Raw genomic sequence first — 14,833 nt, 5'->3', positions numbered from 1 at the left:
CTAAGCTTATGCTACTAATTGATACTATTGCTGAGAGCCTTTTTAGTTATAATTCTTTAGTTAAAGAGTGTATTTAAATGCTAGTTTTAGCATTAATAAAGACTCTTAAGGATATCTGCGCCATGAATCTGGAAGCATAACTAACTAAAACAGTACGATTGTTCTACTATAAACTAATTAAAGATAGTATTATTAAGGACTGTTTCATAAGAAACTCCTTCTTCGCCGCCCAATATGTCAGACAAACAGCTAGCAGCATCCTTGAATGGACATCTTCCGTACCCCAGCCACAACAGCCAGAATACCATTCGGATTCGGGGTGCTAGGCAGCATAATCTGAAAAATATTGACTTGGAATTGCCACGCGATCGCCTAATCGTATTCACTGGCGTTTCTGGTTCTGGTAAGTCTTCCCTAGCCTTTGATACCATTTTCGCTGAAGGGCAACGTCGCTATGTAGAATCCCTCAGCGCCTACGCACGGCAATTTCTAGGACAACTGGATAAGCCGGATGTCGAAGCGATTGAAGGCTTAAGTCCAGCAATTTCTATTGACCAAAAGTCAACGTCTCATAACCCCCGTTCCACCGTCGGTACGGTGACAGAGATTTACGACTATTTGCGGCTGTTGTTTGGTCGGGCTGGCGAACCCCATTGTCCGATATGCGATCGCTGTATTGCACCCCAGACCATCGATGAGATGTGCGATCGCATCATGGAATTACCAGATCGCACCCGTTTTCAAATTCTTGCACCCGTTGTCCGGGGTAAAAAGGGCACACATCGTAAGCTTTTGTCAAGTCTGGCTTCTCAAGGTTTTGTCCGCGTGCGAATCAATGGCGAGATCCGCGAACTGTCAGATTCCATTGAATTGGATAAAAATTTTACCCACACCATCGAAGTGGTAATTGACCGCTTGGTGAAAAAGGCTGATATCCAGGAGCGTTTGGTTGATTCTCTGTCTACGTGTCTCAAGCAATCGGGTGGGATTGCAGCCATTCTGGTGAGTCTGCTTGGTGACGATGGACAAGAAAAAGAAGAAGAATTAGTATTTTCGGAAAATTTTGCTTGTCCAGAACATGGCGCGGTAATGGAGGAATTATCGCCGCGATTGTTCTCCTTTAACTCGCCTTATGGTGCTTGTCCGCACTGTCATGGCATCGGGACTTTAAGAAGATTTGCGCCAGACTTGATTGTACCCGACTGGGAAGCGCCAGTTTACGCTGCGATCGCGCCTTGGTCAGAAAAAGATAATTCTTATTACTTGGAATTACTCTATAGCGTCGGACAGATTTATGGGTTTGAATTACAGACAAATTGGAGCAAGCTGACAGAAGAACAGCAGCAAATTATTTTGTTTGGCGAGAAAGATGAACGAGCCGCAGAAGCACAGAGAAAGCAGAGTTTTAAAGGTGCTATTCCAATTTTGCAACGACAATATGAGGGTGGGTCGGAATTAGTTAAACAAAAATTAGAGCAGTATTTAATCGATCAGCCGTGTGAAGTTTGTAAGGGAAAACGCTTGAAACCGGAGGCGTTGGCGGTGAAGTTGGGACAATATGGGATTTTAGAATTGACTACCGTATCAATTCGAGATTGTCGAGAGAGAATTGAGCAATTTAAGTTGAGCGATCGCCAGCTACAAATTGCTGATTTAGTCCTGAGAGAAATCAAAGCAAGATTGCAATTTTTGTTAGATGTAGGTTTAGATTATCTCACCCTTGACCGTCCAGCCATGACCCTTTCTGGTGGCGAAGCCCAACGGATTCGTCTAGCAACGCAAATTGGTTCTGGTTTAACAGGAGTTCTCTACGTTTTAGATGAACCGAGTATTGGTTTGCATCAACGAGATAATGGTAGGTTGCTCAAAACCCTAACTAAATTGCGCGATTTAGGTAATACATTAATTGTCGTTGAACACGATGAAGAAACTATTCGCGCAGCCAACCACATTGTTGATATTGGCCCTGGTGCAGGAATTCACGGCGGAAATATTATCGCCCAAGGTGATTTTCAGGCGTTATTAGCAGCAGAAGATTCTTTGACGGGTGCATATTTATCAGGAAGACGAGTAATTACCACACCAGCAGAACGCCGAGAAGGAAATGGGCGCAGTTTGGGAATTAAAAATGCCCATCGGAACAATTTACAAAATATAGATGTAGATATTCCGCTAGGTAAACTCGTCTCCATCACTGGTGTGTCTGGTTCTGGCAAATCTACGCTGATTAACGAGTTACTGTATCCATCTCTGCAACACCATTTAACAAAGAAAGTTCCCTTACCCAGACATTTAGATAAAATTCAGGGATTAAACGCGATTGATAAAGCGATCGTTATCGATCAATCTCCCATTGGACGCACACCGCGTTCTAATCCTGCAACTTACACAGGAATTTTTGATGCGATTCGGGATGTATTTTCTCAAACAGTCGAAGCCAAAGCAAGGGGTTACAAACCTGGACAATTTTCTTTCAACGTTAAAGGTGGACGTTGCGAAGCTTGTAGCGGACAGGGTGTGAATGTTATTGAAATGAACTTTCTCCCAGATGTTTACGTGCAATGTGAAATTTGTAAGGGTGCAAGATACAACCGCGAAACTTTGCAAGTGAAGTACAAAGATAAGTCTATATCTGATGTTTTGAGAATGACAGTTGAGGAAAGTCTAGACTTTTTCCAGAATATACCCAAAGCGATCGCGCGTTTGCAAACTTTATTTGATGTCGGGTTGGGTTATGTCCAACTAGGACAAGCTGCGACTACCTTATCTGGTGGTGAAGCGCAACGGGTAAAATTGGCAACAGAACTATCTCGACGCGCCACAGGTAAGACACTTTATTTAATAGATGAACCCACAACAGGGTTATCTTTTTACGATGTCCACAAATTGTTAGATGTGTTGCAACGATTGGTAGATAAAGGTAATTCAATTTTAGTAATTGAACACAACTTAGATGTAATTCGTTGTTCTGATTGGGTGATAGATTTGGGGCCAGAAGGTGGCGACAAAGGCGGAGAATTGATTGCAGTGGGAACACCGGAGGAAGTTGCAAAAAATCCCAGGTCTTATACTGGGCAATATTTAAAGCAGGTGTTGAAACAGTATCCGGCGGTGAAATCTTAGTCTTTTCCGATTAGGGTGTATTACATACAGGTCATATGCAGGTGAAAAAAGCGGAGAAGGTTGTGTCGCAAACGTATTATGAAACTTCCTAACCGTGAGTACGCTATCGCTGAAATAGATAAAATCGCGGGTTACTGTCTCAACCCAGAACATCCAGAGGGAAAACACAAAGCCCGTGTATTTAAATCTGCACTAGAATCTAAGCAATGAGGTAATACCTATGAAATTATTAGATGTGGTTGCCCTAACCGAAGACTTACTAGAAGTGGGATTGCATCGCGGTCAAGTAGGAACGATTGTAGAAGAATATGAACCTGGAGTTTTTGAAGTAGAATTCAGCGACTTAACAGGAAAAGCTTATGCCATAGAAACTTTAAATGCTACCCAGCTAATGACTTTATATCATCAGCCAATTGGTGGAAAAACTTTATTGGTTTAACAAAATTAACAAATAAAAAAGCTTGGCTCAACGTGAAAAAATTTTCCCAAAGCCTCAGCTTGTTCTTTCGTGATTTCTAGTTTGCTATTCATGATTTTAGTAACAATCTCGCTCGAACCAAGAATTTCTACCAAATCATCTTGTTCCAAACCTCTAGCTTCCATCAAATGCAAAAGTCTTGAGCGAGGTGTTGAAGAATTAAGCTGATAGTGCTTATCTTCAAAATCCTCAATCAGTTTTACCAATAATTCCAGCAAAGCATCTTCTTCAGGAGTCAGATGAGAACGAGAAAGCAGTTCTTCAACAGTCTCTAAAAACTTCTCGTTTTCCTCTTCTGTCTTGATAATCCGAGGTTGATGTTGAGACAGCAATTCGCTGTAAATTTCTGAATTAAAAGTAAGGGTCATTTTTCCAGGAGTCTTTGTCATATTCGGCATGAGTTAAGACATATTTTATATAGATGACCTGCTTTTCATAGTTAATACTAGCAATTAAGCGGTATTTATTACCTTTAATGTTGAAAACTATAAACTTGCTTACTGCTTCGGCTTGAGGATAAATAGTTTGAACTTCTAGCAAATTACCCCAGTCTGCTTTACTAGCTGTTATGTACCAGTCATCAAGTGCTTCACAGCAATCAGCGTGTTTTTGGCAGAATTGTCGTAGCTTTTTCCGACTGATGACATGCATTAATTTGTTATTTCGGCGTTTGTCTGCTTGTTATGGATAAATTTTTAACTCACTATGTATCTAATTAGCTGTTTCTCCCCTTTGCCAAAACTGTTTTAAAATCCCCCCTGGCTTTCTATCCCAAGTGTCAATATGCTCGTATATTAAATTATCTGGGTTGAGTTTATACGTTGAATAGCCATTAAAAAGTAAACCTGCTTTCCAGGGAACGCGCAACACTCCCCGCACCGTCCACTTTGCTAAAATAGTGTCTTCGGCTGACTGATAAACCTCATGCACATCAAAGTAAATTTGGGTAAAAAATAGCCGAGCGTGAAATCGCAATGTCCAAAATATAATGCGATAGTTAAATTTGTATTTGAATGTATTTACCGGGTCTTTAAAGTAGATATCATCTGTATAAATGTGATATGAAATATCTTTTTCAAAAAGTGTTGGTAAATCCTCTTTTAGAGTTTTAATCACTCGTTCCACCGATAATTGAGATTCCACGCGCATTTTTCCTTAAAAAATCTTTTTTAACAACCTTTGCCAAATAGAAGATGTCCTCTTGTTAATCACACCACCCGCACTCAAATCTGACAGAGTAGGAAATGATGCAGACTTAGCATAAGGCCCATTTCGCAAAACTTTAGCTAGGGTATTGTTCTTTTCGCGCAAACCTTCGTAAAAAAAGAATACCTCTCCTTGAATGCCAAGTTGGCGATTGTATTCAATTGCCTGCACCAAATATTCTGGACTAATACAATAACTACCAAGCTTCATCAGTATTCCCGGTGCTAACTTGGGTAACGTCCCATTTGTGAACTGCTGGTTTACTAGTTTATCAGCGATCGCCTGATAACTCCTAAAGTCACGGCGATAAATCTGCGGCTGAATCATATCAACGGTTCCCCGCTTCAGCCATGCGGGTGAATCTTGCAGATATTCCTGGAATGCCCAATCATGGATATTAGGTGCGATCGCTACTAATAAATTAGGATTCACCGCTTTCACCTCCCTGTAGAGATTTGCCAAAAACTCAGTAAGAATATCTGCACGCCACTCTAACCATTGTCTATCCTTGGGGTTTTGTGGCGGATTGCGATGGAATTCCTGGCGATAACGGGTGACAGTTATCTCATCATAGCCACCTTCACAGGGTAATGCTGGGAAGCGATCGTCTCCTTGAACCCCATCCACATCATAATTCTTTACAACTTCCAGCACCAAGTTCAAGAAGAATTCCTGTACCTGTGGGTTGAGTGCATTCAACCACTCAAAGCCGTTTTTCTTCAGTAAATTGCCGTTACAATCACGCGCAGCCCATTCTGGTTTTTTCTGTAAGAGTACACCACCATTCAAATTGTAGGAACTGGCAAAGCCATATTCAAACCAAGGAATAACTTTTAACCCAACTCGCCGCGCCTCAACTATCACCTCTTCTAAAGGGTCACGGCCTATAGACATAGGGTCAATTTCGACTCCAAATGTCTGCTGCATTGTTTGACTAGGATATAAAGTTACTGCCTTATTCCAAACAACGGGAAACACCACATTAAATCCCGTCTCGGCCAGGAAATCCATCGCCTCGGCAATGCGTTCCTTTGACCTGAGAACTTTACTATCAGTAGTGGTTAGCCAAATACCACGTATTTCTCTCGCACCCATTTATGTATCAAATAATTATTTTATCCACTTGATATAGCAGTTCTAAATCATTTGTGAAAATTATATATCTCTTTTTTCCCTTTGCGCCCAAAGCCAATACTTTACGGTAGCCTGCGGCAAGCCGCTGACGTTCCTTTGTCGCTACCGCTTCGCTAATGCGTCTACGTTTTCAAATTTATATTTTTCACGAATCAAATAGGACTGCTATATCTCCCAGCAGATGTTTTAGCCCAAAATATTACACATAATGAATACCACCAACAAAAAATACAACAGATGACTGTAACAGAACTGACTTGGAAACACGAATATCTAACTACCAATGGGGTAAAACTCCACTATGTTACCCAAGGTGAAGGCCCCTTAATGTTGATGTTGCATGGGTTTCCTGAGTTTTGGTACTCTTGGCGGCATCAAATACCAGAATTTGCCCAAGATTTTAAAGTCGTCGCCCTTGACTTGCGTGGCTACAACGATAGTGATAAACCAAATGAGCAATCAGCTTATGTAATGGATGAGTTTATCAAAGATATTGAGGGAGTAATTAAAGGATTAGGATACCAAAAATGTGTATTAGTTGGCCATGATTGGGGAGGTGCGATCGCTTGGAATTTTGCATACACTCACCCCGAAATGTTAGAACAATTAATTATTCTTAACCTGCCTCATCCTGCCAAATTTGCTCAAGGGTTACGCACTCCTCAACAGTTGCTACGTAGCAACTATATATTTCTCTTTCAACTACCCTGGATACCAGAATTACTTTTACAATCTTCAGACTACCAAGTAATTGAAACAGCTTTTAAAAATACAGCAGTTAACAAGAATGCTTTTACACAAGCGGATATAGACGCTTATAAAAATGCTGCTGCAAAACGCGGTGCCCTCACAGCAATGTTGAACTACTACCGCAATATTTTTCAACAGAGAATGCTAAATCCAAGCTGGGGTGTTCTGGAAATGCCAACACTAATGATTTGGGGAGAAAATGACACTGCACTCGGTAAGGAACTAAGCTACGACACCGCAGCCTATGTCAGTGATTTTCAAATCAAGTACATACCCAATTGTGGTCATTGGGTACAGCAAGAACAACCTGAATTGGTTAATCAGTACATGCGAGAATTTCTGAGGACTAAAACTAATAGTATTTACTAAAAAGTATAAATACTTATCAAACTAGCCAACTTATGGCGAGTAGTGCAAGCTCTTAAAAAGATTTAACAGTGATTTAACATTGGCAGTTTTTTAGGGATTGTCAACTAAAAACCGCCAAAAATCAGAATTAATGGCATTTGTTAGATTACCGTTATTGCTGTTTCATATCACAACTAAGTTGTCAAGAGATAGATTGACCTCAAGAAGTTTAATGAGATAATAGAGTTGTGAGGGACAGAACGGACGCAACTTGATTATTTAAGGGGGAAAATTATGAAACTCCAGCTATTAGCGGCCATGGCCTTAGCAACTCCCCTATTTTTCGCTAGCTCGGTTAGAGCCGAGAATCCGCAGGACTTACAAAAGCTGCTTTCAACTGGGGAATGCATTAAGTGTAATCTAGCAGGAGCTAACCTCAGTGGCGCTCATTTAATTGGTGCTGACTTGAGAGGCTCAAAGCTTCAAGGAGCCAACCTTGTAGGCGCTAACCTCGAAGGTGCTGACTTAACTGGTGCAAACTTAGCAGGTGCTAACCTAACATCAGCTTATGTAAGTAATGTGAATTTAAAGCAAACCAATCTCAACGGAGTGAATTTTACTCGCGCTACGATTCACGATTCTAATGTGTATAAAGCATCAATGAATGATCTCAACCTCACTGATGCCGAAATATTTAACACTGGAATCGGGATTGGTGGAGAAGATGCTGAGATTCCCGATTGGAAATAGGCTGAACTGAATAGGCAGGTTAAAATAAAGACAACATCAGAAAAACTGGTTTTTGCCAGCATTATCTTTAAAATCTGCCTATACACTATATAAAAATAAAAAATGAAACCCCTCTGCCTTGTAATGACTTTACTATGACGAAAGCAGAGGGGGTTTCTTATTGGGCCTGAATCGAATATTTGTGTAAAAAAGGGCAATTTAGGCTGAAAAGTTTTGCTATGTCTAGCTTTCAGGCTTTTGATTAGTTTTGATGAAATTTTCGATAAGTTGCACTGGTTACTACACACAAATCGAGGATGTTTCGTTAAGCTGTTAGCGCTATGATTGAGCTTTAGTGAACGTCTTATGCATTGGTTGTTATCTGGGCCGTTGAGTATAGAGAAATTGACGGTTAACATTACAGGGTTGCCTGCATCGTTACAAGGTAAAAAGCTGGTGCAGTTGTCAGATTTTCACTACGATGGTTTGCGGCTGTCGGAACAGATGTTAGAAAAAGCGATCGCATTTACTAACGAAGCTAAACCAGATTTAATTTTATTAACTGGTGACTACGTAACTGACGATCCCGCGCCGATTCACCAACTGATACTTCGACTCAAACATCTGCAAAGTCGCAGTGGTATCTATGCTATTCTTGGCAATCACGATATACATTACAAACACGCAAAAACAGAAGTTACCAATGCCCTTACTAGCATTGGAATCCACGTCCTTTGGAATGAAATTGCCTATCCACTAGGAAAAGAATTGCCATTGGTAGGGCTAGCTGATTATTGGTCACAGGAATTTAATCCTGTACCAGTCATGAATCAACTAAACCCCGATACACCCCGCATCGTTTTATCCCACAACCCAGATACTGCCGAGATACTGCAAGAATGGCGAGTTGACTTACAATTATCTGGTCATACTCACGGTGGTCAAGTTGTGATTCCTGGAATTGGCCCTGCAATGTTTTTTTACGACAAGCTTGCAGAAAAAATACCCAAAAAAGTGCAGCGTCGATTTCCATTTTTACAAGAAAATGTTTCTGTCGTCAGGCATTGGGAATGGGCACAGGGTTTGCACCATTTGGGAAAAAATCAGCTATACGTCAATCGTGGTTTGGGAACTTACCTCCCAGGACGCTTATTTTGCCGCCCAGAAGTTACTATAATCACCCTAGAGGGTGAATAAGTAATCCAAATTTAAAAATTCAAGAACAGAATTACAGCACGTATTCTGGCTAATGAGTACCTGTAGTTTAGTTTCAGAATTTCAATCAATTAGTTAATTGTATCTGGAGTAGATGACATAAATTATTGCAGTTTATCAAGTTACATTTTAATTTTGGTAAGCTGTAAGCGCTGGTATGAGGAGTATCGGTTGCCTTATGCATTGGTTGTTTACGGGACATTTAAGAGTAGATAAAATCACGGTTAAGATTGCGGAACTTCCAGCATCTTTACAAGGTACAACCCTAGTGCAGTTGTCAGATTTTCACTACGATGGTTTGCGCTTGTCGGAAGACATGTTAGAAAAAGCGATCGCACTTACTAATGAAGCTGAACCAGATTTAATTCTATTAACTGGTGACTACGTAACTGACGATCCAACGCCAATTCACCAATTGGCGCTTCGACTCAAACATTTGCAAAGTCGCTGTGGTATCTATGCCGTACTTGGTAATCACGATATCTATTACAGCCACTCAAAAGCAGAAGTTACACAGGCCTTAACTAGCATTGGGGTGCATGTGCTTTGGAATGAAATCGCCTATCCACTAGGAAAAGAATTACCATTAGTAGGATTAGCTGATTATTGGTCACGGGAATTTTACCCTGCACCAGTCATGAATCAATTAGACTCGGTTACACCGCGCATTGTTTTATCTCATAACCCAGATACAGCTAAGATATTGCAACAATGGCGCGTAGATTTGCAACTATCTGGTCATACCCACGGCGGTCACATTGTAATTCCAGGCATTGGCCCTGTAGTATTTTATTATAAAAAGCTACTCAAACGAATTCCCAAAAAATTACGGCGTTGGGTAACATTTTTCTTGGGAGACTGTTCTAAAGTCGTGCGATATTGGGAGTGGGCGCAAGGGTTCCACAAGGTCGAAGAAAATCAACTATATGTCAATCGTGGTTTAGGAACTTATAAACCAGGACGTTTATTTTGTCCGCCAGAAGTGACTGTAATTACGTTAGTTAGTCATTAGTCATTAGTCATTGGTCTAAATAACCATCTCCTAAGAAGAGAGATAAATGACAAGGGACAAAGGACAATAAATGCATAATACTCAAAGCAGAAACCGCCTGAAGCTACGGTGGATAAATATCAGCAGCTTGGGGCGGTTTCTTGAAGATTGAAGAATTCAGAAGTAACTAACTCAAACTAAGGTGGACAGCATTCGCGTAGGCGTAGCCCGTCGTAGACATCGCTCTACTCAGAATTGCACATCTTTACATTCCAACTAGGCAGGCATTTTCTGGCTGTGCGTTTTAATACCTCCAAAACAACTCATTGAACTTAAGGCGAAAATACATTCAATGGATGCCACAATCATGCATAGCGATCGCAAGAACATTAGAGCAGGAGGTACAGGCTCTAACTGGAAAGTTTTTGTTTAACTCTTAACCTGTTTGTACCTTGCTCTTAATCTAGCATCATGTTTGTTTAGCTACAAGACACCTTTACTAAACTTAAGTACCATTTACTTTTCGCAACAATTCAGAAATCTTTCTTAAAAATATTCCCACTTGTTAGATGTTGGCGTTAATGCCAGCATTATCAAGTGGGCTGATTCAGAAGTCATTATTGAGCAGAACCGCCTGTAGTACTATCATTTGCGGTAGAAGAACCGCTATTAGATGTACTGTTTGACTGGTCTACTCCTTGAGGTGGAGTGGTTTTAGAGGTATCACTTTTCGTACCTGGCGCAACAGTATTAGTAGTTGGACTTTGTGTCACTTTAGGGGTTGGCTGGATTGCAGAAGGCGCTTTTTCTGCGGCAGGCTGCTGGGGTGGAATAGTAATGTTAATATCCGGTTGGCGAGGTACAGATGGAGGTGTAACCTGCTGTTGTGGAACAGGAACAGCAACAGGAACAGGTACTTCCCTAGTTCTTTCGATTATCGTTGTTTTTGTTTGAGGAGAAGCACTAGGAGTTGGACTACTACTTGGTACAGGAACCGCGACCGGCACAGTATTATTAACGGCTGCGTTATTCTGCTGGTTGAAGTACCAAACTCCACCTACAATCAAACCAAGTATGAAAGTAACGATAATACCCAACAGCAAACCACGACTAGCATTGTTATTATCACGCTCGGCTAAATCAGCTTGCTGGTAGTTACGCTCAGTATTTCGACCTTGTACGTAACCGTTAGTGTAAGAGTTAGGATTAGCTGCGCTGTTCTTGACTGTTTCAGTGGTTCGCGTCAAGTCAGTGTGAATATTACCATTAATATCTGTGTAAGATTCTTGCTTGATTTCACTGTTTTTGCTTTCGCGTTCATTGGGAATAGACATAGCTGTTGATTTCACTCCTCAATATGATTTTGACAAACTAAAGTTTTGTAAGAACAAGAGGTTTTAATGGGCTTAAAAATTTATGTTGCTGATAAAATATTGAGTTTTATTTGCTACTCAACTGTTGGTAATTATCAGGATAACCTCTGAGATTAGACAAGTGGCTCTATCTCTAGGGAGTTAAGACTTAATCGAAAGAAAGATTCTCCTAAAGATAGATGTTATTAAACTGTTAGGTGATGCATTTAGGAAAAATCTAGTAATTTGCTTCAGTTTTCTAAATTTTTAATCGACTTGGATAGATTATGCTTATAGATCATTTATAAAAAAATGACAGCCTTGCTAGCGGAGAATAGGGTAATAGTTTTATCCCCACTGCCACTAGTCAGCGTCTTACCATCTGGGCTAAAGGCAAGACAATAAACTACATCTTCATCTGCTGAATATTAACTTCCTCACCCGCCTTGAACTAAAGTTCTTTGGCTTTTAGCTAAAGTCTACTCAAGTAGACTAAAGATTTTTGGCTATATTTTAGTCATTTTCACAGGACTTACGCTATTAGCAAGGAACTGAAGTTCCTTGCGGGACATGGCTTTTATAAGTTGACACGTATGAGCAATGCTATGCCCCTAGGAATGATATGTATTCTATGCAACTTCTCATCTCCAACGCCGATTTAGCCGCAATATCTTTTTAATCCTCTGACAAAATCTTTCTAGCAAAGGTCTAGGTTTGGATACATATCTAGGCGATCGCACTCTCCGTGCAGCACCCGGATTCCTTAACTCTTCTTCTATTTGTGCAGCTTTATTTAAATCGGAAGCGGCTCTATATTCGTATCCCAGTTGAGAGCAAACTAGCCCACGATATTTATACGCCTCAATATAGTGAGGATTGAGACGAATTGCATGGGTAAAATCTGCGATCGCATCCTCATACCTTCCTTGTGTAGCATTTTCTACCCCTAAACTATAGAAAGTTTCAGCATCCCAACGATTCACAGATATTTTTGTGGGATTTTTAGGCGAAGATGAAGATGGATTTTCAGGAATAGGAGGCTCAGATGGACTTTCAGATTTGAGCTTGTTGTAAGCTGAGTTGATTGATTTGATTTTTTCCTCAGCTTCCTGTTTTTGCTTTTGCTCAAGAAAGCGATCGGGATGCCAAATTTTCACCAGTTGACGGTAAGCTCGCTTTACTTGTGCTTGTGATGCACCCGGTTCCAACCCAAGAATTTCATAAGCATGATCGAGGTCATCGCGCATACTGAAAAAATCGGCAACTATAACTATATAGATATATGTTAACTATTCCCCTAAATCTCCTCCAATCAACTCAAACGCCCCATTCTGGTTATCACTGGGATGGTAGTAGTCGCCGCTTCTTTGAAGGCTGGTATTACCGCATCACTTTACCGGAAATTGGGCAAACATTCGCCTTTATGTACTCCATCGAAGATCCCATTGGCGGTAAACCCCACAGTGGCGGTGCAGCCCAAATTCTCGGCCCCGATGATGAGTATTTATGCCGTACTTTTCCTGATGTGAATAAATTTTGGGGTAGTCGAGATGTTTTGGGTTTAGGTCATTGGGGTAAAACAGATTTGCAAATTTCTCCTCTATACTTGCTCCCAGCAGAGTTTGAGCATCATGTTCAAGAGGGTTATCAAGCTACAGCCACCTTGAATCAGGGAATAATTCGCGAACCTGCAACCAATAATTATTGCCGTTGGCAGTATGAAATTCAACCAGTATACGGTTGGGGTAATCAAAATAGCATTCAGCAATCAACCGCAGGTTGGGTGTCATTCTTGCAGATTTTTGAACCTGGATGGCAAATTTTGATGGCTCACGGTTTAGCCAGTGGAAAAATTGACTGGAATGGTAAAATTTACGAATTCACCAACGCCCCAGCCTACGGCGAGAAAAATTGGGGTGGTGCTTTTCCGCAAAAATGGTTTTGGATAAATTGTAATTGCTTTGAGGGCGAACCCGACTTAGCATTAACTGCTGGCGGTGGACGGCGCGGGGTGCTGTGGTGGATGGAATCTGTAGCGATGATTGGGTTGCACTATCAAGGCAAGTTTTATGAATTTGTTCCCTGGAATTCACAAGTAGATTGGGAAATTCAGCCTTGGGGTAGATGGCAAATGAAAGCTACTAACTCTAATTATGAAATTGAATTGACAGGAACCACGAATTTAGCTGGTACACCTCTGCGTGCGCCCACAGAGGATGGTTTAAAATACTGTTGCCGAGACACCATGCAAGGAAAGTTAAATTTAGAGTTACGAGAAGTAAGTGGGAAAAAATCTAAAGTAATCTTGAAAGCAGAAAGTTTTCTTTGTGGTTTAGAAGTAGGCGGCGGCTCTTGGGATGATTGTTGGCAGTCTCGGTAAAAGTACTGCTATAATTACATATGCTTCATAGTTGGGGTTGTAGCTCAGTTGGATAGAGCGGACGCCTCCTAAGCGTCAGGTCGTGCGTTCGAGCCGCACCAGTCCCGTAAGCAAAGAAATCCCTATGACCTTGACTAATAGCAGGTCATAGGGATTTTTTTACATGATATCATCCACCAGCACTGTCCCTCCCTCACAAAAATCGATGCTGAGATGATAATCTTGCAAGAGTGCTGTGCCAATTAGGGGACGACGACCCATCGCTAAAATTGGGATCAAGCGTTCTGTGCCATTCCTGGAGCGATGATTAATATATATAACGCGATACGCCGTTCGCACGCGGGACTTTTCATGTTATTGTCTAACTTATTTTATAGGAAATTTCATATAAAATGGACGATGACGAGGATATTATAGAAATTCCTTTACGACCTCTGGTTTGGATGGGAGACTCTCTCAAAAATATCCGCTCATTTCCTGAAGATGTGCGTGCATCAGTAGGCTATGCGCTGCAATTGGTGCAAGCAGGGGAAACACCAATGGATGCCAAACCTTTTAAAGGAGTTGGAAGCGGGGTGTATGAAATCGTCAAACGCTACGATATCGATACTTACAGGGCAGTCTATGCGGTAAAGATTGGAGAGAAAATCTATGTTCTGCACGCTTTTCAGAAGAAATCAAAGCAGGGGATTAAAACCCCACAGGCTGATGTTGACCTGATTAAACAACGCTATAAGGATGCAGTGGTAAGGGAGAAACAACAATGACACAGGAACCAGTTTTTGAAGAAAGCAGTGGCAACGTATTCGCTGATCTCGGTTTAGAGGATGCTTCGGAACTTTTTATGCGAGGAAAGATAGGGATTCAGGTACTGCGCCTCCTTTCTCAACGCAACCTAAAACAGCGCGAAATCAGCAAACTGCTTGGGATTCCCCAGCCAGAAGTATCTCATTTGATGAAAGGAGAGTTTCAACGCTTTGGCGAGGGCAAACTCCTCATTTTCCTCAAGCGGCTCGATACGGAAATCACCCTACATCTTCGTCCTCGTCATGCGTCGGGCCAATCTGCTGAAACTGTTATATCGCTATAGGACAGGATGAAAGCCATGTTGGATATGAGTTTAGAGC

Annotated in this window: 17 protein-coding genes, 1 tRNA gene and 1 pseudogene; 11 read left to right on the top strand and 8 right to left on the bottom strand. The window is 41.2% G+C overall.

The features are described from left to right. Positions 1–234 precede the first annotated feature (234 nt). The 3 genes from uvrA to V7K25_RS13845 all read left to right on the top strand — a co-directional run bounded on the left by uvrA (position 235) and on the right by V7K25_RS13845 (position 3,562). The gene (uvrA, locus tag V7K25_RS13855; RefSeq protein ID WP_335158783.1) at positions 235–3,123 is read left to right on the top strand and encodes an excinuclease ABC subunit UvrA; all 2,889 of its coding nucleotides are present in this window, start codon (positions 235–237) and stop codon (positions 3,121–3,123) included. Between the two features lie 78 nt (positions 3,124–3,201). Further along, positions 3,202–3,333 (top strand): DUF6883 domain-containing protein, encoded by a 132-nt coding sequence (locus tag V7K25_RS13850; RefSeq protein ID WP_335158781.1) that lies wholly within the window; start codon positions 3,202–3,204, stop codon positions 3,331–3,333. A gap of 10 nt (positions 3,334–3,343) precedes the next feature. Next, positions 3,344–3,562, top strand: coding sequence for a DUF4926 domain-containing protein (locus V7K25_RS13845; protein WP_335158779.1), 219 nt, complete (start codon positions 3,344–3,346; stop codon positions 3,560–3,562). Between the two features lie 5 nt (positions 3,563–3,567). Here the strand turns inward: V7K25_RS13845 and V7K25_RS13840 are convergent, their stop codons facing one another. The 4 genes from V7K25_RS13840 to V7K25_RS13825 are packed head-to-tail and all read right to left on the bottom strand — an operon-like array spanning position 3,568 to position 5,902. Further along, positions 3,568–3,969 carry a helix-turn-helix domain-containing protein gene (locus V7K25_RS13840; RefSeq protein ID WP_335158777.1) on the bottom strand — a complete coding sequence of 134 codons (402 nt, stop codon included), beginning with the start codon at positions 3,967–3,969 and terminating at the stop codon, positions 3,568–3,570. Next, positions 3,953–4,252: a type II toxin-antitoxin system HigB family toxin gene (locus V7K25_RS13835; RefSeq protein ID WP_229556972.1), complete on the bottom strand. Its 300-nt coding sequence runs from the start codon at positions 4,250–4,252 to the stop codon at positions 3,953–3,955. The genes V7K25_RS13840 and V7K25_RS13835 overlap by 17 nt, the downstream gene beginning before the upstream one ends. A gap of 60 nt (positions 4,253–4,312) precedes the next feature. Next, complete coding sequence (locus V7K25_RS13830; protein WP_442948086.1) at positions 4,313–4,744, bottom strand: DUF2358 domain-containing protein; 432 nt, start codon at positions 4,742–4,744, stop codon at positions 4,313–4,315. Between the two features lie 12 nt (positions 4,745–4,756). After that, positions 4,757–5,902 (bottom strand): glycoside hydrolase family 10 protein, encoded by a 1,146-nt coding sequence (locus V7K25_RS13825; protein WP_335158772.1) that lies wholly within the window; start codon positions 5,900–5,902, stop codon positions 4,757–4,759. Between the two features lie 276 nt (positions 5,903–6,178). On the opposite strand from V7K25_RS13825, the gene V7K25_RS13820 reads away from it, so the two are divergent. The 4 genes from V7K25_RS13820 to V7K25_RS13805 all read left to right on the top strand — a co-directional run bounded on the left by V7K25_RS13820 (position 6,179) and on the right by V7K25_RS13805 (position 9,995). Then, positions 6,179–7,060 (top strand): alpha/beta fold hydrolase, encoded by an 882-nt coding sequence (locus V7K25_RS13820; RefSeq protein WP_335158770.1) that lies wholly within the window; start codon positions 6,179–6,181, stop codon positions 7,058–7,060. Positions 7,061–7,333: 273 nt separating this feature from the next. Beyond that, positions 7,334–7,789 (top strand): pentapeptide repeat-containing protein, encoded by a 456-nt coding sequence (locus V7K25_RS13815; RefSeq protein WP_335158768.1) that lies wholly within the window; start codon positions 7,334–7,336, stop codon positions 7,787–7,789. Between the two features lie 345 nt (positions 7,790–8,134). Next, positions 8,135–8,965: a metallophosphoesterase gene (locus V7K25_RS13810; RefSeq protein ID WP_335158766.1), complete on the top strand. Its 831-nt coding sequence runs from the start codon at positions 8,135–8,137 to the stop codon at positions 8,963–8,965. A gap of 196 nt (positions 8,966–9,161) precedes the next feature. Beyond that, on the top strand, positions 9,162–9,995 hold the full coding sequence (locus V7K25_RS13805; RefSeq protein ID WP_335158764.1) for a metallophosphoesterase: 834 nt from the start codon (positions 9,162–9,164) through the stop codon (positions 9,993–9,995). Positions 9,996–10,591: 596 nt separating this feature from the next. Here V7K25_RS13805 and V7K25_RS13800 read toward each other — a convergent pair. From V7K25_RS13800 to V7K25_RS13795, 3 genes and pseudogenes are all read right to left on the bottom strand, one after another. Further along, complete coding sequence (locus V7K25_RS13800) at positions 10,592–11,308, bottom strand: hypothetical protein (protein ID WP_335158762.1); 717 nt, start codon at positions 11,306–11,308, stop codon at positions 10,592–10,594. A gap of 320 nt (positions 11,309–11,628) precedes the next feature. Continuing rightward, positions 11,629–11,727: pseudogene (locus V7K25_RS31615) on the bottom strand (hypothetical protein); the annotation flags it as partial. A gap of 240 nt (positions 11,728–11,967) precedes the next feature. Continuing rightward, the gene (locus tag V7K25_RS13795) at positions 11,968–12,573 is read right to left on the bottom strand and encodes a J domain-containing protein (RefSeq protein ID WP_335158760.1); all 606 of its coding nucleotides are present in this window, start codon (positions 12,571–12,573) and stop codon (positions 11,968–11,970) included. Positions 12,574–12,608: 35 nt separating this feature from the next. Here V7K25_RS13795 and V7K25_RS13790 point away from each other — a divergent pair, with 35 nt between their 5' ends. Together V7K25_RS13790 and V7K25_RS13785 are read left to right on the top strand one after the other, a co-directional pair. Next, positions 12,609–13,706 carry a tocopherol cyclase family protein gene (locus tag V7K25_RS13790; protein WP_335158758.1) on the top strand — a complete coding sequence of 366 codons (1,098 nt, stop codon included), beginning with the start codon at positions 12,609–12,611 and terminating at the stop codon, positions 13,704–13,706. A 33-nt stretch (positions 13,707–13,739) separates the two neighbouring features. Further along, positions 13,740–13,813, top strand: a tRNA-Arg gene (locus V7K25_RS13785). A gap of 52 nt (positions 13,814–13,865) precedes the next feature. Here the strand turns inward: V7K25_RS13785 and V7K25_RS13780 are convergent. After that, positions 13,866–14,045, bottom strand: coding sequence for a hypothetical protein (locus V7K25_RS13780; protein ID WP_335158757.1), 180 nt, complete (start codon positions 14,043–14,045; stop codon positions 13,866–13,868). A 53-nt stretch (positions 14,046–14,098) separates the two neighbouring features. Here V7K25_RS13780 and V7K25_RS13775 point away from each other — a divergent pair, with 53 nt between their 5' ends. After that, positions 14,099–14,473 carry a type II toxin-antitoxin system RelE/ParE family toxin gene (locus V7K25_RS13775; protein WP_335158755.1) on the top strand — a complete coding sequence of 125 codons (375 nt, stop codon included), beginning with the start codon at positions 14,099–14,101 and terminating at the stop codon, positions 14,471–14,473. Then, positions 14,470–14,796: a helix-turn-helix domain-containing protein gene (locus V7K25_RS13770; protein WP_335158753.1), complete on the top strand. Its 327-nt coding sequence runs from the start codon at positions 14,470–14,472 to the stop codon at positions 14,794–14,796. Before V7K25_RS13775 ends, V7K25_RS13770 begins: the two co-directional genes overlap by 4 nt. Positions 14,797–14,833 lie beyond the last annotated feature (37 nt).

The sequence above is a fragment of the Nostoc sp. genome, from assembly GCF_036919495.1.
In the GTDB taxonomy this organism is placed as follows: domain Bacteria; phylum Cyanobacteriota; class Cyanobacteriia; order Cyanobacteriales; family Nostocaceae; genus Nostoc.
Note: the sequence above shows the minus strand (reverse complement) of the source record. Positions and strands in the feature narration are given on the sequence as shown.